This window comes from Streptomyces sp. NBC_00005 (assembly GCF_045160215.1).
GTDB lineage: Bacteria > Actinomycetota > Actinomycetes > Streptomycetales > Streptomycetaceae > Streptomyces.
Genome location: NZ_CP108316.1, coordinates 7,848,831 through 7,869,400 on the forward strand (window position 1 = coordinate 7,848,831; position 20,570 = coordinate 7,869,400).

20 protein-coding genes are annotated in these 20,570 nt (G+C 70.3%); 13 read left to right on the plus strand and 7 right to left on the minus strand.

All coding sequences use genetic code 11. The features are described from left to right. Window positions 1-23 precede the first annotated feature (23 nt). Window positions 24-716, minus strand: coding sequence for a hypothetical protein (locus OG303_RS35955; protein WP_405873727.1), 693 nt, complete (start codon window positions 714-716; stop codon window positions 24-26). Window positions 717-794: 78 nt separating this feature from the next. Then, window positions 795-2,120: a DUF2252 domain-containing protein gene (locus OG303_RS35960; RefSeq protein WP_405873729.1), complete on the minus strand. Its 1,326-nt coding sequence runs from the start codon at window positions 2,118-2,120 to the stop codon at window positions 795-797. Window positions 2,121-2,324: 204 nt separating this feature from the next. Between OG303_RS35960 and dnaE the strand changes: the two genes are divergently transcribed. Beyond that, a complete protein-coding gene (gene dnaE, locus OG303_RS35965) occupies window positions 2,325-5,861 on the plus strand; it encodes a DNA polymerase III subunit alpha (protein WP_405873730.1) in 3,537 nt (1,178 codons plus the stop codon). 85 nt (window positions 5,862-5,946) lie between these two features. Here the strand turns inward: dnaE and OG303_RS35970 are convergent, their stop codons facing one another. Beyond that, window positions 5,947-6,111 (minus strand): hypothetical protein, encoded by a 165-nt coding sequence (locus tag OG303_RS35970; RefSeq protein WP_405873732.1) that lies wholly within the window; start codon window positions 6,109-6,111, stop codon window positions 5,947-5,949. A 236-nt stretch (window positions 6,112-6,347) separates the two neighbouring features. Here OG303_RS35970 and OG303_RS35975 point away from each other — a divergent pair, with 236 nt between their 5' ends. The 4 genes from OG303_RS35975 to OG303_RS35990 all read left to right on the plus strand — a co-directional run bounded on the left by OG303_RS35975 (window position 6,348) and on the right by OG303_RS35990 (window position 10,305). Continuing rightward, a complete protein-coding gene (locus OG303_RS35975; protein WP_405873733.1) occupies window positions 6,348-7,562 on the plus strand; it encodes an NYN domain-containing protein in 1,215 nt (404 codons plus the stop codon). A gap of 122 nt (window positions 7,563-7,684) precedes the next feature. Beyond that, window positions 7,685-8,659 carry an ABC transporter ATP-binding protein gene (locus tag OG303_RS35980; protein WP_405873735.1) on the plus strand — a complete coding sequence of 325 codons (975 nt, stop codon included), beginning with the start codon at window positions 7,685-7,687 and terminating at the stop codon, window positions 8,657-8,659. Between the two features lie 94 nt (window positions 8,660-8,753). Then, on the plus strand, window positions 8,754-9,575 hold the full coding sequence (locus OG303_RS35985; RefSeq protein WP_405873736.1) for an ABC transporter permease: 822 nt from the start codon (window positions 8,754-8,756) through the stop codon (window positions 9,573-9,575). Between the two features lie 34 nt (window positions 9,576-9,609). Beyond that, a complete protein-coding gene (locus OG303_RS35990) occupies window positions 9,610-10,305 on the plus strand; it encodes an AAA family ATPase (RefSeq protein ID WP_405873737.1) in 696 nt (231 codons plus the stop codon). A gap of 257 nt (window positions 10,306-10,562) precedes the next feature. Here the strand turns inward: OG303_RS35990 and ybaK are convergent, their stop codons facing one another. From ybaK to OG303_RS36010, 4 genes are all read right to left on the minus strand, one after another. After that, window positions 10,563-11,063 (minus strand): Cys-tRNA(Pro) deacylase, encoded by a 501-nt coding sequence (gene ybaK / locus OG303_RS35995; protein WP_405873738.1) that lies wholly within the window; start codon window positions 11,061-11,063, stop codon window positions 10,563-10,565. Window positions 11,064-11,106: 43 nt separating this feature from the next. Continuing rightward, window positions 11,107-11,847 (minus strand): LON peptidase substrate-binding domain-containing protein, encoded by a 741-nt coding sequence (locus OG303_RS36000; protein ID WP_405873740.1) that lies wholly within the window; start codon window positions 11,845-11,847, stop codon window positions 11,107-11,109. Window positions 11,848-11,858: 11 nt separating this feature from the next. Next, window positions 11,859-12,899 (minus strand): hypothetical protein, encoded by a 1,041-nt coding sequence (locus OG303_RS36005; RefSeq protein ID WP_405873742.1) that lies wholly within the window; start codon window positions 12,897-12,899, stop codon window positions 11,859-11,861. 136 nt (window positions 12,900-13,035) lie between these two features. Continuing rightward, complete coding sequence (locus OG303_RS36010; protein WP_405873744.1) at window positions 13,036-14,613, minus strand: oxidoreductase; 1,578 nt, start codon at window positions 14,611-14,613, stop codon at window positions 13,036-13,038. Window positions 14,614-14,770: 157 nt separating this feature from the next. Here OG303_RS36010 and hisD point away from each other — a divergent pair, with 157 nt between their 5' ends. The 8 genes from hisD to hisF are packed head-to-tail and all read left to right on the plus strand — an operon-like array spanning window position 14,771 to window position 20,472. Further along, window positions 14,771-16,096, plus strand: a complete 1,326-nt coding sequence (gene hisD, locus OG303_RS36015) for a histidinol dehydrogenase (protein ID WP_405873746.1) — start codon at window positions 14,771-14,773, stop codon at window positions 16,094-16,096. Then, complete coding sequence (locus tag OG303_RS36020) at window positions 16,093-17,202, plus strand: histidinol-phosphate transaminase (RefSeq protein ID WP_405873747.1); 1,110 nt, start codon at window positions 16,093-16,095, stop codon at window positions 17,200-17,202. Before hisD ends, OG303_RS36020 begins: the two co-directional genes overlap by 4 nt. Continuing rightward, on the plus strand, window positions 17,199-17,792 hold the full coding sequence (gene hisB, locus OG303_RS36025; RefSeq protein ID WP_405873749.1) for an imidazoleglycerol-phosphate dehydratase HisB: 594 nt from the start codon (window positions 17,199-17,201) through the stop codon (window positions 17,790-17,792). The genes OG303_RS36020 and hisB overlap by 4 nt, the downstream gene beginning before the upstream one ends. Window positions 17,793-17,796: 4 nt before the next feature. Then, entirely contained in the window at window positions 17,797-17,961 is a 165-nt protein-coding gene (locus OG303_RS36030) for a hypothetical protein (protein WP_405873751.1), read from the plus strand. Beyond that, on the plus strand, window positions 17,958-18,599 hold the full coding sequence (gene hisH / locus OG303_RS36035) for an imidazole glycerol phosphate synthase subunit HisH (RefSeq protein WP_405873752.1): 642 nt from the start codon (window positions 17,958-17,960) through the stop codon (window positions 18,597-18,599). Before OG303_RS36030 ends, hisH begins: the two co-directional genes overlap by 4 nt. 3 nt (window positions 18,600-18,602) lie before the next feature. After that, window positions 18,603-19,328, plus strand: a complete 726-nt coding sequence (priA, locus tag OG303_RS36040) for a bifunctional 1-(5-phosphoribosyl)-5-((5-phosphoribosylamino)methylideneamino)imidazole-4-carboxamide isomerase/phosphoribosylanthranilate isomerase PriA (RefSeq protein ID WP_405873753.1) — start codon at window positions 18,603-18,605, stop codon at window positions 19,326-19,328. Next, entirely contained in the window at window positions 19,325-19,720 is a 396-nt protein-coding gene (locus OG303_RS36045; RefSeq protein WP_405873754.1) for a RidA family protein, read from the plus strand. Before priA ends, OG303_RS36045 begins: the two co-directional genes overlap by 4 nt. Next, window positions 19,717-20,472: an imidazole glycerol phosphate synthase subunit HisF gene (gene hisF, locus OG303_RS36050; protein WP_405873756.1), complete on the plus strand. Its 756-nt coding sequence runs from the start codon at window positions 19,717-19,719 to the stop codon at window positions 20,470-20,472. The genes OG303_RS36045 and hisF overlap by 4 nt, the downstream gene beginning before the upstream one ends. Window positions 20,473-20,570 lie beyond the last annotated feature (98 nt).

Below are 20,570 nucleotides of genomic sequence, written 5' to 3' on the forward strand. Positions count from 1 at the left end.
GGTGCCGTCAGCAACGGGGTTGTTCAGGCGAGAGCGACCGAGCGCGGTGGTCCACGCCGTCCCAGGGAGTGCACGAGGAGCCGGTCGCGGACGACCGAGGTACGGAGGCCAGGGCGCCGTACGCGCCGTGTCGTCGCGTCCGGCCGCACGGCCACGGCGGCGACCGCGAGGAGCAGGGGGCGGAACGTCGTCGCGGCGACCGCCCGCAGCAGTTGGGCCAGCGCCCGCTCGCCGCGGCGCAGCCAGGCGGCGGCGAGCAGGCCGACGGCCACGTGCGCGGCCAGCAGCAGCCAGGCGGTCGCCGGGTCGGCGTGGGCGAGCAGTGCCGAGAGGCGGTCGGTGTCGGTGCCGGTGACGCGGGCCAGCGGAGTGCCGACCTGGCCGCCGTTGCCGCACAGGACGTCGAAGCCGACGGAGCGCAGGGGGCCGGCGACGGGGCCGCCCGCCCGGCCGTAGCAGACGTGCTGGCCGGTGGTGAAGACCGTGTCGGCGGCCAGCTCCAGCGGGATCAGCAGGGCGGCGATCCGCGCGAAGCCGCGCTCGCGGCCGGCCAGGGCGTAGGCGACCACGAACACGGTGGCGGCGACCGCGGCCACCGTGTTCAACGGCAGCGGGACCCGCGACAGCAGCACGTGCGACGCGGTGCTGAGCGTCACGACGAGTGCCGTGAACAGCGCCGCGCGTACGGCTCGTAGCTGGGTCCCGGATATGTCCATAGCGGGGAGAGTCTGTCATGTGGTCCGGTAAGGGACCCCTAAAGGGTCCCTGTGAGACAGCGGACCGACAGCAGACCGTTAGAGACCCGGAATCCGGCCGTTGCGGAACAGGTCCACGAAGATCTGGTGGTCGGTACGCGCGCGTGCGCCGTAGCTGTGCGCGAAGTCGGTCAGTACGCCCGCGAAGCCGTCCTCGTCGGCGGCGATCGCCGCGTCGATGGCGCGCTCGGTGGAGAACGGCACCAGGGACTCGCCGGAGGTGTCGTCCGCCGCCGCGTGCATGGTGGCCGTGGCCCGGCCGAGGTCGGCGACGACGGCCGCGATCTCCTCCGGGTCGTCGATGTCGCCCCAGTCCAGATCGACCGCGTACGGCGAGACCTCGGCGACCAGCTGGCCCGCGCCGTCCAGCTCGGTCCAGCCCAGCCACGGGTCGGCGTGCTGCTGCAGGGCGCGCTGCGAGATCACCGTGCGGTGGCCCTCGTGCTGGAAGTAGTCGCGGATCGCCGGGTCGGTGATGTGCCGGGAGACGGCCGGGGTCTGGGCCTGCTTGATGTAGATCACCACGTCGTTCTCCAGGGCGTCGCTGTGGCCCTCGAGAAGGATGTTGTACGACGGTAGACCGGCCGACCCGATGCCGATGCCCCGGCGGCCGACCACGTCCTTGACCCGGTACGAGTCGGGGCGGTCCAGCGACGCGTCCGGCAACGTCTCCAGGTAGCCGTCGAAGGCCGCCAGGACCTTGTAGCGGGTCGCCGCGTCCAGCTCGATGGAGCCGCCGCCGGGCGCGAAGCGGCGCTCGAAGTCGCGGATCTCCGTCATCGACTCGAGCAGCCCGAAGCGGGTCAGCGAGCGGGCGTCACGCAGCGCGTCCAGGAGCGGGCCCTGGGCGGTGTCCAGGGTGAACGGCGGCACCTCGTCGCTCTTCGCGCCGGTCGCCAGGGCGTGGATGCGCTCGCGGTACGCGTCCGCGTACACCTCCACCAGCTCGGTGATCTGGTCGTCGCCCAGCGCCTTCGCGTACCCGATGAGGGCGATGGAGGCGGAGAAGCGCTTCAGGTCCCAGGTGAAGGGCCCGACGTACGCCTCGTCGAAGTCGTTGACGTTGAAGATCAGCCGGCCGTTCGCATCCATGTACGTGCCGAAGTTCTCCGCGTGCAGGTCGCCGTGGATCCACACGCGCGAGGTGCGCTCGTCCAGGTACGGGCCGCCCCGCTTCTCTGCGTCCAGGTCGTGGTAGAAGAGGCACGCCGTGCCCCGGTAGAACGCGAAGGCCGAGGCCGCCATCTTCCGGAACTTCACGCGGAACGCGGCCGGGTCGGCGGCCAGGAGCTGGCCGAAGGCGGTGTCGAAGACGGTGAGGATCTCCTCGCCGCGCTGCTCGTCGTTGAGCTCGGGTACCGACATCGCGGGGTGCCTCCTGGTGCATGGATGTGTACGACGGCGTTTCTGTCGTTTCAACGGGTGAGGGGTCGCGGAAGTGCCCACGACCCTCGCTGTGAAGGTACGCGGGTGAGCCCCCGGAGTGTCAGTGCCGAGGCATAGACTTCGACGCTGTCCCCCAGACTGTCCGCCAGCCTGTCGCCGAGTGTTTTCCATGGAGGCCACGCCGTGTCAAAGCCGCCGTTCACGCACCTGCACGTCCACACCCAGTACTCGCTGCTGGACGGTGCCGCGCGGCTGAAGGACATGTTCAACGCGTGCAACGAGATGGGCATGACCCATATCGCCATGTCCGACCACGGCAACCTCCATGGGGCGTACGACTTCTTCCATTCCGCGAAGAAGGCCGGAGTCACCCCGATCATCGGGATCGAGGCGTATGTCGCCCCCGAGTCGCGGCGCAACAAGCGCAAGATCCAGTGGGGTCAGCCGCACCAGAAGCGCGACGACGTCTCCGGTTCCGGTGGTTACACCCACAAGACGATCTGGGCGGCGAACGCGACGGGTCTGCACAACCTCTTCCGGCTCTCCTCGGACGCGTACGCCGAGGGCTGGTTGCAGAAGTGGCCCCGCATGGACAAGGAGACCATCTCCCAGTGGTCCGAGGGCCTGATCGCCTCCACGGGCTGCCCCTCCGGCGAGCTCCAGACCCGGCTGCGCCTCGGCCAGTACGACGAGGCACTGAAGGCCGCCGCCGACTATCAGGACATCTTCGGCAAGGACCGGTACTTCCTGGAGCTGATGGACCACGGCATCGACATCGAGCACCGGGTCCGCGACGGCCTGTTGGAGATCGGCAAGAAGCTCGGCATCCCCCCGCTGGTCACCAATGACTCGCACTACACGTACGCGCACGAGGCGACCGCCCACGACGCCCTGCTGTGCATCCAGACCGGCAAGAACCTCTCCGACCCCGACCGCTTCAGGTTCGACGGCACCGGCTACTACCTGAAGTCCACGGACGAGATGTACGCCATCGACTCCTCGGACGCCTGGCAGGAGGGCTGCCGCAACACCCTCCTGGTGGCCGAACAGGTCGACACCGCCGGGATGTTCGAGGCCAGGAACCTCATGCCGAAGTTCGACATCCCCGAGGGCTTCACCGAGGTCACCTGGTTCCAGGAGGAGGTCCGCCTCGGCATGGAGCGGCGCTTCCCCGGCGGCGTCCCCGACGACCGCCAGAAGCAGGCCGAGTACGAGATGGACGTCATCATCCAGATGGGGTTCCCGGGCTACTTCCTCGTCGTCGCCGACTTCATCATGTGGGCCAAGAAGAACGGCATCGCGGTCGGCCCCGGCCGAGGCTCCGCGGCCGGTTCGATCGTCGCGTACGCCATGGGCATCACGGACCTCGACCCGATCCCGCACGGCCTGATCTTCGAGCGGTTCCTCAACCCCGAGCGCGTCTCCATGCCCGACGTCGACATCGACTTCGACGAGCGCAGGCGCGTCGAGGTGATCAGGTACGTGACGGAGAAATACGGCGCCGACAAGGTCGCCATGATCGGCACCTACGGCAAGATCAAGGCGAAGAACGCCATCAAGGACTCCGCGCGCGTGCTGGGTTACCCGTACGCGATGGGTGACCGCCTCACCAAGGCGATGCCCGCCGACGTCCTCGGCAAGGGCATCGACCTGAACGGCATCACCGACTCCTCGCACCCCCGCTACAGCGAGGCCGGCGAGATCCGCGCGATGTACGAGAACGAACCGGACGTGAAGAAGGTCATCGACACCGCCAAGGGCGTCGAGGGCCTGGTCCGGCAGATGGGCGTGCACGCCGCCGGCGTCATCATGTCCAGCGAGCCCATCGTCGACCACGCCCCGATCTGGGTGCGGCACACCGACGGCGTGACCATCACGCAGTGGGACTACCCGCAGTGCGAGTCGCTCGGCCTGCTGAAGATGGACTTCCTGGGCCTGCGCAACCTGACGATCATGGACGACGCCGTCAAGATGGTGAAGTCCAACAAGGGCATCGATCTCGACCTGCTGGCCCTGCCGCTCGACGATCCGACGACCTTCGAACTGCTCCAGCGCGGTGAGACCCTCGGCGTCTTCCAGTTCGACGGCGGCCCCATGCGCTCACTGCTGCGCCTGATGAAGCCCGACAACTTCGAAGACATTTCCGCCGTGTCGGCCCTGTACCGCCCTGGCCCGATGGGCATGGACTCGCACACCAACTACGCGCTGCGCAAGAACAAGCTCCAGGAGATCACCCCGATCCACAAGGAGCTGGAGGAGCCCCTCGAAGAGGTCCTGGCCGTCACCTACGGCCTGATCGTCTACCAGGAGCAGGTGCAGAAGGCCGCCCAGATCATTGCCGGTTACTCGCTCGGCGAGGCCGACATCCTGCGCCGCGTGATGGGCAAGAAGAAGCCCGACGAGCTGGCGAAGAACTTCACCATCTTCCAGGCCGGCGCGAAGAAGAACGGCTACAGCGACGAGGCCATCAAGGCCCTGTGGGACGTGCTGGTCCCCTTCGCCGGCTACGCCTTCAACAAGGCGCACTCCGCCGCGTACGGCCTGGTCTCGTACTGGACCGCCTACCTGAAGGCGAACCACCCCGCCGAGTACATGGCCGGGCTGCTCACCTCGGTCAAGGACGACAAGGACAAGTCGGCCGTCTACCTCAACGAGTGCCGGCGCATGGGCATCAAGGTGCTCCCGCCGAACGTCAACGAGTCGGTGCACAACTTCGCCGCACAGGGCGACGACGTGATCCTCTTCGGCCTCGAAGCCGTGCGCAACGTCGGCACGAACGTGGTGGAGTCGATCATCAGGAGCCGCAAGGCCAAGGGCAAGTACGCCTCGTTCCCCGACTACCTCGACAAGGTCGAGGCGGTCGCCTGCAACAAGCGCACCACGGAATCGCTGATCAAGGCGGGCGCGTTCGACACCCTGGGGCACACCCGCAAGGGCCTCACCGCGCACTTCGAGCCGATGATCGACAACGTGGTCGCGGTCAAGCGCAAGGAGGCCGAGGGCCAGTTCGACCTCTTCGGCGGGGGCGAGGAGGAGAGCGACGCGCCCGGCTTCGGACTCGACGTGGAGTTCACCACCGACGAGTGGGAGAAGGTCTATCTGCTCGCCCAGGAGCGGGAGATGCTCGGTCTGTACGTCTCCGACCACCCGCTCTTCGGCCTGGAGCACGTGCTGTCCGACAAGGCCGACGCCGGCATCTCCCAGCTCACCGGAGGTGAGCACGCGGACGGCGCGGTCGTCACCATCGGCGGCATCATCTCGGGCCTGCAGCGCAAGATGACCAAGCAGGGCAACGCCTGGGCGATCGCCACCGTCGAGGACCTCGCGGGCTCCATCGAGTGCATGTTCTTCCCGGCGACCTACCAGCTCGTGTCGACCCAACTCGTCGAGGACGCCGTCGTGTTCGTCAAGGGCCGCCTCGACAAGCGCGAGGACGTGCCCCGGCTGGTGGCGATGGAACTCCAGGTGCCGGACCTGTCGAACGCGGGCACCAACGCGCCCGTGATCCTCACCATCCCGGCCACGCGGGTCACCCCTCCGATGGTCAGCCGCCTCGGCGAGATCCTCAGCCACCACAAGGGCGACAGCGAGGTCCGCATCAAGCTCCAGGGCCCCACCAGGACCACGGTCCTGCGGCTCGACCGGCACCGGGTCAAGCCCGACCCGGCGTTGTTCGGTGACTTGAAGGTGCTGCTCGGCCCCTCCTGCCTGGCGGGCTGAGGTCACCGACATGCGCGAGGGGCGCACCGCTGCAGCGGTGCGCCCCTCGGCTGTGCCTGGGTCTCAACAACCCTTTATGCAGATGTCAGTTGTGACCGAAGCTTTTCTGCCGGCCCTTGCGGGGCATGTCGCCCGGAGTGACCTGCGTGGCACGCTGCTCGGCCTGCGCCTCCATCGAGGACTGCTGGGCCTCCTGCTGCCCGCGCTCGGACTGCGGCTGCTTACGGTTCTGCTTCTTGTTCTTGGCCATGGTGATCTGCCTCCTGAGGGGGATCTAGGGGCCAGGGCCGGGACCAGATTCACATAGGCTGACAGGGAGCGCATTTCGGATAATTACCGTCTGTGACAGGGCTTCTCGGAGCGCGAGGATGCACAACGCGACCTGAAACGCCACGCCGAAGATCGAGTTCCGGCCGTTAACCCCCGCGCAGTCGGGCAGACTCGAAGGAAGCCCGAAGCAAACCTCCCGGAAAGAGGGTGGATCGCGTGGACCGCTGCATCGTCCTGGTGGACGCCGGGTATCTGCTGGGGGCCGCCGCCAGTCTCCTTGCCGGGGAGCCCTCACGCTCCCGCATCACCGTCGACCACACCGCCCTCATCCAGGCCCTGCGTGAACGCGCCGAGTCCGACACCGAGCGGCCGCTGTTGCGCATCTACTGGTTCGACGGCGCCCCCGACCGCGTGCCCCAGCCCGAGCACCGCAGGCTGCGCGTGATGCCCCGGGTCACCGTCCGGCTCGGCGCCCTGACGCGCAGTGACGGACGCTGGGCCCAGAAGGGCGTCGACGCCGCCATGCACGCCGAGCTCACCGAGCTGGCCCGCAACCGCGCCTGCTCCGACATCGTCCTGGTCACCGGCGACGGCGACCTGCTGCCGGGCATGATGGCCGCCAAGGAGCACGGCGTCGCCGTACATCTGTGGGCCGTGCAGGCCGCCGACGGGGACTACAACCAGTCCGAGGACCTGGTCGCCGAGGCGGACGAGCGGCGCGTGCTGGACCGTACGTGGATCACCAAGGCCGTACGCGCCAAGGAGCTCGGCGGGATCTGTGCGCCGCCGCCCGTGCCCCGGCCCGAGATCGCCGCGATCCTCTCCGCACCGCTGCCCGAGTCCGCGCCCTCCTCGGCGGCCGAGCGGACCGCCGAGCAGGCCGAGCACGCGTCGGCGGCCGCCGCCTCGGAGAACGGCTCGCAGGAGCGGGTGCCCACCACCAAGGGCGTGCCCACCCCCAAGGACCTGGCCGCGCTGCGCGCCCCCGGTGTACAGCCCGCCCAGCCTCCCGCCAACGCGACCCTGCGCTGGTCCTCCGACAAGGGCTGGGTCGACCGGCCCACCGCGGAGGCTCCCGAGGCCGCCTCGATGCCGACGCTGGCGCAGGTGACCACGGCGGAGCAGCGCTGGGCCGACCGGGAGGAGGACATCACCACGGTCGGCGGCGATCCGTACGAGGTCGGGCAGGTGTTCGCGCGGCGGTGGATGGAGCGGCTGGGCGACCAGAGCCATCTGCAGAAGCTGTCCGGGATGTACCCGCGGGTCCCGCACCGCATCGACGGGGAGCTGCTGCGCTACGCCGCCCGCTTCGGCCTGCTCGCCCACAAGGACGACCAGATCGACGAGCACGACCGGTACGCGATCCGGGCCGGGTTCTGGCGGGAGATCGACGTGCGCACGGCCGCGGAGCACGCCTCCGCGGGGGAGTAGTTCTTTACCGGTGGATTTGCCGTTATGGGCCAACCCGAGAGCGGACGGGGCTTGTGGACCCCGTACTCTCGTCCTTTGTGAGTACGCGCGCGACACAGGCACTTCGGCACGGTGGGGATGTCGTGTGCGCGGTTCGCGGGCTGACCAAGACCTATCGGGCGGTACGAGGGCGGCGGGGCACCCCGGGCACTCCCGCGGTACGGGCCACCGACGACGTGCACCTCGACATCCGGCGCGGTGAGATCTTCGGGCTCCTCGGGCCGAACGGCGCCGGGAAGTCCACCCTCGTACGGCAGCTGACCGGGCTGATGCGGCCCGACGCCGGCCGCGTCGAGATCCTCGGGCACGACATCGTGCGGCATCCGGAGCGGGCCGCGCGGATCCTCGCCTACCTGGGGCAGGAGTCGTCCGCCCTCGACGAACTGACCGTGTCCCTCGCCGCCGAGACGACCGGGCGGCTGCGTGGCCTCGAGGCGCGGCAGGCGCGGGACGAGCGGGACGCCGTACTCGAGGAGCTCGGGCTGACGGCCCTCGCCGGGCGGGCGCTGAAGAAGTTGTCCGGCGGGCAGCGGCGGCTGGCGTGCCTCGCCGCCGCGTTGGTCGGGGAGCGGCCGCTGCTGGTGCTCGACGAGCCGACCACCGGGATGGATCCGGTGGCCCGGCGGGCCGTGTGGGCGGCCGTGGACCGGCGGCGTGCCGAGCGCGGGACGACGGTTCTGCTGGTCACCCACAACGTCATCGAGGCCGAGACCGTCCTCGACCGGGTCGCCGTCCTCGACCAGGGACGGGTGATCGCGTGCGACACCCCCGCCGGGCTCAAGGAGCAGGTCGCCGGGGAGGTCCGGGTCGACCTCGTGTGGCGCGAGAAGGCGCCGCTGCACGTCCCCGAGGTCGCCGCGCTGCGCGAGCGGGCCACCGAGTCCGGGCGCCGCTGGACGCTGCGGCTCGCCCCCGAGGAGGCCCGCACGGTCGTCGCCACGGTCACCGGCGGCAGCGCCTTCGCCGCGCTCGACGACTTCACACTGGCCACGCCCAGCCTCGAGGACGTGTACCTGGCGCTGGGCGGCGCCGCGCAGCAGGGGTTGGTGAAGGCATGAGCCACATCGTGAGCGCGCGGGCCGCCCGGCCCGTATGGTCCCAGGAGAGCGCGACCGCCCGAGTGAGTCCTGGCCAGAAGGGGAGCAGCGCGACGTGAGTGTCGTACCCGCCGATGTCCTGCCGGGCAGTGTCCTGGCCGTCGAGGAGGCCGACAGCGGCGCGGCCGAGCTCGGGCCGCGGGCGCGGATGTGGCCGGCCCTGGGTGCCGTGTACCGGGCGCAGCTGTCCCGCGCGCGGGTCGCGCGGATTCCGTTGCTGTTCGTGGCGACCTTCCAGTCGATCGGGATCATGATCCTGATGCGGGGGGTCGTGGACGGCGGCGGCGAGGCCGAGTCCGTGGTGGCCGGGGCCTCGGTGCTCGTGGTGGCGTTCGTCGCGCTGAATCTGCTCGCCCAGTACTTCGGGCAGCTGCGGGCGAGCGGCGGGCTCGACCACTACGCGACGCTGCCGGTGCCGCCCGCGGCCGTGGTGCTGGGGGCGGCGGGCGCGTATGCCTCGTTCACCGTGCCGGGGACCGTGGTCACGGCGGTGTTCGGATGTGTGCTGTTCGGGCTGCCGCTCGCGCATCTGTGGGTGCTCGTCGCGGTGATTCCGCTCGCGGGAGCGGCCCTGGCGGGGCTGGGGGCGGCGCTCGGCCTGCTTGCGCCGCGGCCGGAACTGGCCACCCTGCTCGGCCAGTTGGGCATGTCCGCGGCGCTGCTGCTCGGGGTGCTGCCGGCCGACCGGATGCCCGAGGTCGTGCGGTTCACGCGGGATCTGCTGCCGTCGACGTACGGCGTCGAGGCCTTCGCGCGGACCTTCGGGCCGCATCCCGACTGGGCCTTCGTGCTCGGTGACCTCGCGGTCTGCGGGGGTGTGGGTGTCGTCTCGCTCGCCGTCGCCACCTGGGCGTACCGGCGGGCGGCCGTCCGGTGACGCGCCGCACAGGCGGGCCTGGCACGATGGCAGGGTGACCGCACCGTTGACTCCGCCTCCGCCGCCGCATGAACAGTCCGCGCAGAATCCGTGGCAGCCGCCGGCTGCCGGGTACGTGGCTCCCGCGGCCCATGACGCCGTATGGGACGGCACGTACGGACAGGACGGGCCCGGAATGAAGACCGAGTTGCGGGAGGCCGCCGTGATCACGGTGGCGGTGGCGCTCGCCGGGGTGCTGCTCGGGGTGCTGTGGTGGTGGCTGGCGCCGCACGTGCCGCTCGTCGGGGACGTCGTCGACAAGAGCTGGGTCGTCTATCTCGCGGACAGCGAGGGAGAGCAGGCGATCGGGGTGGACGGAACGTTCACCCTGCTTGCGGTGGCCTTGGGTGCGGTGAGTGCGCTTGCGGTCTTTCTCTGGCGACGGCGTGGCGGAGTGCCGCTGGTGGTGGCCCTGGGAGTCGGGGGGCTGCTCGGGTCGTTGCTGGCCTGGAAGCTCGGGGTGTGGCTCGGACCCAAGCAGGATGTGATCGCGCATGCGAAGGCCGTGGGCAAGGGGGTCAAGTTTTCTGCGCCGCTGAAGCTCGGGGCGAAGGGTGCGTTGCTGGCGTGGTCGTTGGGCGCGCTGGTGGTGCATCTCGGGTTGACGGCGTTGTTCGGGCCTCGGGACCCGGAGCCGTATCCGGACCAGGGGGCTCTTCCCAAGGATCCTTATGGGGCGCCGATGGCTTAGGGCGGTGCGGCGGCGTTGTGGTTGCGGCGAATTTTTCGCCCCCGCCGCCCCTTCCCTTCCCGTCCCCGGGGGTGCTGCCCCCTGGACCCCCGTATCGGCCTGAACGGCCTCGTCCTCAAACGCCGGACGGGCTGAAATGCCCTACGCCGGGCGGTGGCCGTGGTTGGAGCGGCCCTTTTTGGTGCGCCACTTGCGCTTTCGCGTTTTCTTCGACATGTCTCTCGTGCTTAACCGAGGGAGGGGCAGCCGTCGAGGGGTCACGCACGACCAATAGGTGCCACGACCGCTTCCGTGAGCTTGGTGAGGTCCTCGGGGGAGAGTTCGACCTCCAGGCCGCGGCGGCCCGCCGAGATGCAGATCGTGGGGTGGGCGGCGGCCGAGGCGTCCAGGACCGTGGGGAGTTTTCTGCGCTGGCCGAGGGGGGAGATGCCGCCTCGGACGTAGCCCGTGGTGCGTTCGGCGAGGGCGGGGTCCGCCATCGTGGCGCGTTTGCCGCCGACCGCCGAGGCCAGGGCTTTCAGGTCCAGCTGGCCGGCCACCGGGACCACCGCGACCGTCAGTGCGCCGTCCACGTCCGCCACCAGTGTCTTGAAGACGCGCTCCGGTGAGACGCGCATCGCCTCCGCCGCCTCCTCGCCGTAGGAGGGGTGGGACGGGTCGTGGTCGTAGGAGTGGACCGTGTACGTGACCCCGGCGGTTGTCAGGGCCACCGTCGCGGGCGTGCCGCCCGACTGCTGCTTCTTCGGCTTCTTCGCCATTGCGGACTGTTCCCCCAAAGGTGCTGCGTCCAGAGGTGCTGCGTCAGTTGAGGTTCGTCTGGCCGCGCGTCAGCTCCGACGCCGGCAGTGACGGCAGGCTACGGATGATCGCCGTCTCGGAGCGAAGGAGTTTCAGTTCGTCGCGCAGGCGGGACGCGGTGTCCGGGGCCTGGAGCAGGCGCTGCTTGCTGGGCGTGTCCAGCATCATTGCCGCCGCCACCAGGTAGGAGACCACGGAGGGTTCGTCCGGGAGGTCGGCGCCGGTCGACAGCGACCGCTCGCGCGCGCCCGCCAGGCGCTTCTGGTACTGGCGGAACGCACGCAGTACGCCCTCGGCCAGCGCGCCCGCCTCCTCGCCCGGTTCCTCCGGGAGCTCTTCCAGTTCCGCCGTCAGGAAAGGGCCCGACGCGTCCACGGAGACGAGACGCGCTCGGGTCGTTCCCGTCGCCAGGACCTCGAAGGTGCCGTCCGCCCGTTCGCGGATCGTGGCCGCGTCCGCCACGCAGCCCGTCGAGTGGAACGACTTCGCCGGGTCGGTTCCGAAGCCGGCCGTGGGGCCGCGGTCGGGCAGGGCCGTGGGATCGGGCATGCCGGGTGCGCTCGCTGCCACCTCGTGGCCGTCGCGGATCGCCACGACGGCGAACCGGCGCGGTTCGTCCTCGGGTGCCTTGAGCAGTTCGCGCATCATGGCGCGATAGCGCTCCTCGAACACGTTCAAGGGAAGCACCAGCCCCGGGAACAGCACCGAGTTCAGGGGGAAGAGTGGGAGACGGACGGTGGTCACGACGTAAAAGCCTAGTGGTCGCCGGAGCGGGCACGTCCGTCGTGCTCACTCCGTGGATGCCGGGAGGGGTCGAGGGGGCCTGTCGCACGGGCTCGGATGTCGCCGCTCATCCCGAGGAAGAGGGCCAGCGGGTCGTCCGACAGCCGGTCCCAGGGGAAGGACGTGGCGTACGGGCCGATCCGGTGGACTTCGGTGAGGGCGTCCTGCCAGCGCTCCAGGCGTACGAGGACGTACATCAGCTTGTTACGGATCTCGGCCGGCCAGGGGGCGGCGACCGGGAAGCGGGCGGAGAGCGCGATCGCCCGGTCGGCGGCCGCGTCCAGCCGGTCGCGCGGCACCTCGACGCCGCGGGCCTCGGTCAGGTAGGCCAGGGCCGCCCGCGCAGGCAGCGCCTGGATGAGGGAGTCGGCCGGGGCGTCCTGCGCCGCCCGGTCGGCGAAGTCGAAGCACTCGCGGTGGGAGCCCTGCCAGGAGGCGGCCAGATAGCGCAGGGCCGCCACATGGCAGCCGTAGTGGTGCGGGGCGCGGCGCAGCGCCGCCTCCCAGAGTTCGCCGAAGTACTTGGGCCCCGCGTTCGTGCCGCGCGCGTGGTCCAGCGCGATCCGCCACGGCACCGGGTCGCGGTCGTCGCCGCGCGCCGCAGCCGTGATCAAGGGGCTCACCTCGCGCAGCAGTTCCGCGCGCGCCGGGGAGCGCCAGGCCTGGTCCACCGCGAGCTGGGCCTTGAGCAGGCGCACGTCCGGGTCGTGCGGGGTGGTGGCGGACCACCGCTCCAGCCATTCCGGGCGTGAGTGCGCGAAGGCCGCGAGCCGTCTCGCGTACCGGTCGCGGTTCTCCCAGTCGGCACGCGCGCGCGTGCCGGCCAGCAGCGTGGCGGCCGGGGAGTGCTCGCCGCGCGCGGCCGCGACCAGCGCGGGGCCGAGCCGGTCGTCGGGCGCGTCGAGCAGCACCTCGTCGTCGGCGGGCGGCGAGGCGGCGGCGAGGGGCGGCGTGGCCCGGGGGGGCCGGGCCGTGCGGCTGAAGGGGTGCAGCAGAGCCATGGTGTCGACCATTGAAAGACCGCAGGTCACGGGGGCGCCAGCGGCAATGCGTAATCCGTGGAAAGTTGTACGCGAATCGGTCAAGAGCAGGTAAAGGTCCATTGTTCAACAACTGTCCCGTACCTGTGGTCCCGGTGGTCCGCTCACGTCAGTTGCGTCGCAGCAGTCGCGTGGCCCCCGCCGCCACCGTCGTCGCCAGGATCCAGCCCAGCAGGATCATCGCCGCGGACAGCCACTGCCAGCCGCCGTGCAGCCGCCAGACGCCGACCTGGCCCAGGTCGATGACCGGGAGCAGCAGGTCGAGGGCGAACAGGGCGGGGTTCCACGGCGGATGCTCCCCGCTCTGCACCGGCGGATGGCTCGCGTGCGCGAAGGCCAGCGAGCCCGCCGCCCACAGCACCGCCATCCATACGGCGGCCCGGCCCGGCCGGTAGCCGTAGGCCACCGTCCAGTCCTGCACGTACCCCCAGAACTTGGCGGCGAGCGGCAGGCTCTCGCGGCGCCGGCGCTGCTTGGCGAGGAGCACCTCGCGGGCGTCCTCGTCCTCGCCGCCGGACCGCAGCACGGAGGCCAGCCGTTCGTACGGCTCCGGGTTGTACTCGGCGGTCGCGGCGGTCACCCAGTCCAGCCGCTCGGTCAGCGGGAAGGGACCCTGCGGCACCAGGTTCTCGTACGAGAAACCGCCCATGTGCAGGTTGCCCGGGCCCGGCCAGGCGCTCGCCCGGTCGACCAGGTTGACCACCCGCGCGCCCGACAGGACGACCTTGCCGCGCTGCGGGCGCTCCCCGAGGAAGCGCAGCTCGGGGGTCTGCACCCGGCGCAGCGACAGTTCCTGGTCGTCGGTGAAGTTGAACCGGGCGCGTTCCAGGTCGACCGCGTCCTCGAACCGCCCGTCGTCCAGGCGCACCCCGCCCTGGCACTCGAACCGCTGGATGCGCGTCCCGCGCGCGGGGGTCGCGCCGCTCAGCATCGAGGCTCCGACGCCCGCCGGGGTCAGGTACAGGGTGCGTCCGACGGTCAGTTGGGGCGCGTTCAGTGCGAGCCGGGTGTACGGGTTGGCCAGCCGGGCGCCGCGCAGGCTCAGCGAGACGCCGATCTTCGCGCTGCGCAGGCTCAGCTCGCCGTGCGACTCCAGCAGTTCGGCCTGCAGGTCCTGGCCCACGGTCATGCCGTCGGCGGCGATCGAGCGGCCGCTGCGGTCGCGGTAGACGATCGCCTGGTTGAGCAGCAGATCCGTACCGATGTGCGCGTCGGTCAGCCGGATGCCGTTGTGGAAGCGGCAGCGCGGGAGGTGCAGATCGCCCTCCGTGTGGACGCGGGCCGCCTCCAGGCGGGGCACCGCGCAGTCCACCATGCGCATGGTCGTGAAGTGCGCCTCCGGCAGCAGGACGTCCCGCTCGAAGCGGCAGCCGCGCATCTCGACATACGGCGTGACCGTGCCGCCGGCGAGGTCCAGGGAGCCGCTGATCTGCACGCCGCGCAGCTTCAGGGACGGCACCCGGCCGGCGAGCGCGGGCGGGCCGTCGAGCAGCAGCCAGCACACGATCCGGGCCCGCACGGTCCGCTCGGGCCCCCAGGGGTGCCCGCCGTGTGGATCGTCGACGACTGTGTCCCCGCTGCTCAGGTCGTACACACTGCCGTTGCGGAAGGCCTGCCACATGCCGGCCTCGGCGGCGGTCAGATCGTCCGGCAGGTCTCCGGCGCGGAGCCCGGCCCCCTCAGTCACTACTCCTCCACTCCTGTGTTCGCACATACGTTCATGCCCGCTGGGTAACACCTGAAGCACAGGACGTGAAGGCGATCTTCCGGGTTCCACCGGGGTTCTGTATCAGCCATTGATACGCGCGAACGACGGCCGACCACGGTCTGAGAGAATTGAGCCCGTGATCTCCCGAATCGATCTGCGCGGCGACGCCCTTCCCGAAGGCCCAGCCCTGCGCGACCTGCTGCCCCGAGCCGACTTCGACGTCTCGGCCGCCCTCGAGAAGGTGCGTCCGATCTGCGAAGCCGTGCATCATCGGGGCGACGCGGCGCTGATCGACTTCGCCGAGAAGTTCGACGGCGTCAGGCTCGACCAGGTGCGGGTGCCCGCCGAGGCGCTCACGCGCGCGTTGGCGGAGCTCGACCCGGCCGTCCGCGCGGCCCTGGAGGAGTCCATCCGGCGCGCCCGTCTCGTCCACCGCGAGCAGCGCCGTACGACGCACACCACCCAGGTCGTGCCCGGTGGTTCGGTCACCGAGAAGTGGGTGCCGGTCGAGCGGGTCGGGCTGTACGCGCCCGGCGGCCGGTCGGTCTACCCGTCCTCCGTGATCATGAACGTCGTGCCCGCGCAGGAGGCCGGCGTCGAGTCCATCGCCCTGGCCTCCCCGGCGCAGGCCGAGTTCGGTGGCCTTCCCCACCCGACGATCCTTGCCGCGTGCGCGCTGCTGGGCGTCGACGAGGTGTACGCGGCCGGCGGCGCGACCGCCGTCGCGATGTTCGCGCACGGCACCGAGTCCTGCGCGCCCGCCAACATGGTCACCGGCCCCGGCAACATCTGGGTCGCCGCCGCCAAGCGCTACTTCACCGGCAAGATCGGTATCGACGCCGAGGCCGGCCCGACCGAGATCGCGGTCCTCGCGGACGACACGGCCGACCCGGTGCACGTCGCCTCCGACCTGATCAGCCAGGCCGAGCACGACCCGCTCGCTGCCGCCGTCCTGGTCACCGACTCCGTCGCGCTCGCGGACGCGGTCGAGAAGGAGCTCGAGCCCCAGGTCGCGGCCACCAAGCACATCGAGGACCGGATCCGCCCGGCGCTCGCGGGCCGGCAGTCCGCCATCGTCCTCGTCGACGGCATCGACGAGGGCCTCCGGGTCGTCGACGCGTACGGTGCCGAGCACCTGGAGATCCAGACCGCCGACGCCGTCGCGGTCGCCGACCGGGTCAAGAATGCGGGCGCGATCTTCATCGGCCCCTGGGCGCCCGTGTCCCTGGGCGACTACGCGGCCGGGTCCAACCACGTCCTGCCGACCGGTGGCTGCGCCTGCCACTCCTCGGGTCTGTCCGTCCAGTCCTTCCTGCGCGGCATCCACATCGTCGACTACACGAAGGACGCGCTGGCCGACGTGGCGCACCACGTGGTCACGCTGGCGGAGGCGGAGGACCTGCCGGCCCACGGGGCGGCGGTCAAGGCCAGGTTCGGATGGAAGGTACCGGCGAGCAAGTGAACTTCGGCATCGACGATCTCCCCGTACGGGACGAGCTGCGCGGCAAGTCCCCTTATGGCGCGCCCCAGTTGGACGTCCCCGTACGGCTGAACACCAACGAGAACCCGTACCCGCTGCCCGAACCGCTGGTAGAGCGCATCGCCGAGCGCGTCCGCGAGGCCGCCCGGAACCTCAACCGCTACCCGGACCGCGACGCAGTGGAACTGCGCACGCAGCTCGCCAAGTACCTGACGGACACGTCCGGTCACGAGGTCCACCTGGCCAACGTCTGGGCGGCCAACGGCTCCAACGAGGTCATCCAGCAGCTGCTGCAGACCTTCGGCGGACCGGGCCGTACGGCGATCGGCTTCGAGCCGTCGTACTCGATGCACGCGCTCATCTCGCGCGGCACCGGCACGGGCTGGATCTCGGGTCCCCGCAACGAGGACTTCACGATCGACACGGCGGCCGCCGTGCAGGCCGTCGCCGAGAACCAGCCGGACGTCGTCTTCATCACCACCCCCAACAACCCCACGGGCAACGCGGTCCCGCCCGAGACGGTCCTCGCGCTGTACGAGGCCGCGCAGGCCGCCAAGCCGTCGATCGTGGTCGTGGACGAGGCGTACATCGAGTTCAGCCACGGCGACTCGCTGCTGCCGCTCATCGAAGGTCGGCCGAATCTCGTCGTCTCGCGGACGATGTCCAAGGCCTTCGGCGCGGCCGGCCTGCGCCTCGGCTACCTCGCCGCGCACCCCGCCGTCGTCGACGCCGTCCAGCTCGTACGGCTGCCGTACCACCTGTCGGCGATCACCCAGGCGACCGCGCTGGCCGCCCTGGAGCACACCGACACGCTGCTGAAGTACGTCGAGCAGCTGAAGGCGGAGCGGGACCGGCTGGTGAGCGAGCTGCGCGCGGTCGGCTACGAAGTCGTCGAGTCCGACGCGAACTTCGTGCAGTTCGGCAAATTCGAGGATTCGCACACGACCTGGCAGAAGATCCTCGACCGGGGCGTCCTGGTCCGGGACAACGGCATCCCGGGGTGGCTGCGCGTGTCGGCCGGAACCCCCGAAGAGAACGACGCGTTCCTCGACGCGGTACGTGAACTCAAGAAGGAGCAGAGCACATGAGCCGCGTTGGACGCGTGGAGAGAGTCACCAAGGAGACCTCGGTGCTCGTCGAGATCGACCTCGACGGCACCGGGAAGACGGAGATCTCCACCGGGGTCGGTTTCTGGGACCACATGCTCGACCAGCTCGGCCGGCACGGTCTGTTCGACCTGACCGTGAAGACCGAGGGCGACCTGCACATCGACTCGCACCACACCATCGAGGACACCGCCCTCGCGCTCGGCGCCGCCTTCAAGCAGGCGCTCGGCGACAAGGTGGGGATTTATCGATTCGGCAACTGCACGGTTCCCCTGGACGAGTCCCTCGCCCAGGTGACCGTCGACCTGTCCGGCCGCCCCTACCTCGTGCACACCGAGCCCGAGAAGATGGCGCCGATGATCGGCGAGTACGACACCACGATGACCCGGCACATCCTGGAGTCCTTCGTCGCCCAGGCCCAGATCGCGCTGCACGTGCACGTGCCGTACGGACGCAACGCGCACCACATCGTGGAGTGCCAGTTCAAGGCGCTCGCGCGGGCGCTGCGCTACGCCTCCGAGCGCGACCCGCGCGCGGTCGGCATCCTGCCTTCCACGAAGGGCGCGCTGTAAAGCCATGAACGGACTGTCGACCGTCCTGATCGTCGTCGGCCTCTTCCTGGTCGGCGGCATCATCTCCTTCGCCAAGCAGGAGATGCCCAAGAGCCTGATCGTGCTGCTCTCCATCAGCGCCGCGCTGTGTCTGGTGGCGGGCGTGCTGAGACTGGAGGTGTGGAATTGAGCGCACCCAAGAAGGTCGTGGTCTTCGACTACGGCTTCGGGAACGTCCGTTCCGCCGAGCGTGCCCTCGCGCGCACCGGAGCCGACGTCGAGATCACACGTGACTTCGACCGGGCCATGAACGCCGACGGCCTGCTGGTGCCGGGCGTCGGTGCCTTCGCGGCCTGCATGCAGGGCCTGAAGGAGGCGCGCGGCGACTGGATCGTCGACCGCCGCCTGTCCGGCGGCCGCCCGGTCATGGGCATCTGCGTCGGCATGCAGATCCTCTTCGCGCGCGGCATCGAGCACGGCGTGGAGACCGAGGGCCTCGACGAGTGGCCCGGCTCGGTCGAGCCGCTGCAGGCCGAGATCGTGCCCCACATGGGCTGGAACACCGTCGAGGCAGCGGCCGACTCCGAGCTGTTCGCCGGCCTGGACGCGGACGCGCGCTTCTACTTCGTGCACTCCTACGCCGTCCACGACTGGACGCTCGAGGTGCACAACCCGGCGATGCGCGCCCCCAAGGTCACCTGGTCGACGCACGGCAAGCCCTTCGTGGCGGCCGTCGAGAACGGCGTCCTGTGGGCCACCCAGTTCCACCCCGAGAAGTCCGGCGACGCCGGAGCGCAGCTGCTCACCAACTGGATCGGAACCCTGTAGACCATGGCCAAGCTCGAACTCCTCCCCGCCGTCGACGTCCGCGACGGCCAGGCCGTCCGCCTCGTGCACGGCGAGTCCGGCACGGAGACCTCGTACGGCTCCCCCCTGGAGGCCGCCCTCGCCTGGCAGCGGTCGGGCGCCGAGTGGCTGCACCTGGTCGACCTGGACGCCGCGTTCGGCACGGGTGACAACCGCGCGCTGATCGCCGAGGTCGCCAAGGCGATGGACATCAAGGTGGAGCTGTCCGGCGGCATCCGCGACGACGACACCCTCGCCGCCGCCCTCGCCACCGGCTGCACCCGGGTGAATCTCGGCACCGCCGCCCTGGAGACCCCGGACTGGGTCGCCAAGGTCATCGCCGAGCACGGCGACAAGATCGCGGTGGGCCTGGACGTACGCGGCACCACGCTCCGCGGCCGCGGCTGGACCCGCGACGGCGGCGACCTCTACGAGACGCTGGAGCGCCTCAACAAGGAGGGCTGCGCGCGGTACGTCGTCACCGACATTGCCAAGGACGGCACGCTGCAGGGCCCCAACCTGGAGCTGCTGAAGAACGTGTGCGCGGCGACCGACCGCCCGGTCGTGGCGTCCGGCGGCGTGTCGTCGCTCGACGACCTCCGCGCGATCGCCGAGCTGGTACCCCTCGGTGTCGAGGGCTCCATCGTCGGGAAGGCCCTGTATGCGAAGGCGTTCACCCTGGAAGAGGCCTTGGAGGCGGTAGCCCAGTGAGCGACGTACGACGATTCTCGAGCGGGGCACCCTGGGAGGACGAGTTCGGTTACTCCCGCGCGGTGGTGCTGCCGAACGGCCTGGTGCTGGTCTCCGGCTGCACGTCCATAGTGGATGGCGAGATCGCCGGAGGCGGCCCGTACGAGCAGGCGATCAACGCCTTCAACGTCGCGCTGAAGGCCCTGGAGCAGGTGGGGCTGGGCCGCGAGGACGTTGTGCGTACGCGCATGTACATCACGCATGCACGGGACGTGGAGGACGTCGGACGGGCTCACAAGGAGCTGTTCGACGCCGTCCGGCCCGCGGCATCGATGATCATCGTCTCCGGCTTCGTGGACCCGAGTCTGGTCGTCGAGGTCGAGGTGGAGGCGTTCCGGGGAGCAACCTCATGACCTTGGCCGTACGAGTCATCCCCTGTCTGGACGTGGACAACGGCCGGGTGGTCAAGGGCGTCAACTTCCAGAACCTGCGCGACGCGGGCGACCCCGTCGAGATGGCCAAGGTGTACGACACCGAGGGCGCCGACGAGCTGACGTTCCTGGACATCACCGCGTCCTCTGGCAACCGCGAGACGACGTACGACGTGGTGCGGCGTACCGCCGAGCAGGTGTTCATCCCGCTGACCGTGGGAGGCGGTGTGCGCACGGCCGAGGACGTGGACAAGCTGCTGCGGGCGGGTGCGGACAAGGTCGGCGTCAACACCGCCGCGATCGCCCGTCCGGACCTGATCCGTGAGATCGCCGAGCGCTTCGGCCGCCAGGTGCTGGTCCTGTCGGTGGACGCGCGCCGCACCCCTGAAGGCACCTTCGAGGTCACCACCCACGGCGGCCGTCGCGGCACCGGCATCGACGCCGTCGAGTGGGCGCACCGGGCCGCCGAACTGGGCGCGGGCGAGATCCTGCTCAACTCGATGGACGCGGACGGCACCAAGGACGGCTACGACCTGGAGATGATCGCGGCGGTCCGCAAGCACGTGACGGTGCCCGTGATCGCCTCGGGCGGCGCGGGCAAGCTCGGCGACTTCGCGCCGGCGGTCGCGGCGGGCGCGGACGCGGTACTGGCGGCCTCCGTGTTCCACTTCGGGGATCTGCGGATCGGCGAGGTGAAGGCCGCGCTGCGAGGGGCGGGTCACCCCGTCCGCTAGCACTCCGAGCCCCGGCTCCCAGCCCCGGCCGTATCCGGTCGGGGCTCACTCTTGGACAGATACGAAAGAGAAGTTGCGCAAAAAATATTGTGCAACTT

What these genes read in the sequence shown, in the direction of transcription:
- OG303_RS35955 (WP_405873727.1), bottom strand. Translation starts at nt 716, where the DNA reads ATGGACATATCCGGGACCCAGCTACGAGCCGTACGCGCGGCGCTGTTC.
- OG303_RS35960 (WP_405873729.1), bottom strand. Translation starts at nt 2,120, where the DNA reads ATGTCGGTACCCGAGCTCAACGACGAGCAGCGCGGCGAGGAGATCCTC.
- OG303_RS35970 (WP_405873732.1), bottom strand. Translation starts at nt 6,111, where the DNA reads ATGGCCAAGAACAAGAAGCAGAACCGTAAGCAGCCGCAGTCCGAGCGC.
- ybaK (WP_405873738.1), bottom strand. Translation starts at nt 11,063, where the DNA reads ATGGCGAAGAAGCCGAAGAAGCAGCAGTCGGGCGGCACGCCCGCGACG.
- OG303_RS36005 (WP_405873742.1), bottom strand. Translation starts at nt 12,899, where the DNA reads ATGGTCGACACCATGGCTCTGCTGCACCCCTTCAGCCGCACGGCCCGG.
- hisB (WP_405873749.1), top strand. Translation starts at nt 17,199, where the DNA reads ATGAGCCGCGTTGGACGCGTGGAGAGAGTCACCAAGGAGACCTCGGTG.
- OG303_RS36030 (WP_405873751.1), top strand. Translation starts at nt 17,797, where the DNA reads ATGAACGGACTGTCGACCGTCCTGATCGTCGTCGGCCTCTTCCTGGTC.
- priA (WP_405873753.1), top strand. Translation starts at nt 18,603, where the DNA reads ATGGCCAAGCTCGAACTCCTCCCCGCCGTCGACGTCCGCGACGGCCAG.
- hisF (WP_405873756.1), top strand. Translation starts at nt 19,717, where the DNA reads ATGACCTTGGCCGTACGAGTCATCCCCTGTCTGGACGTGGACAACGGC.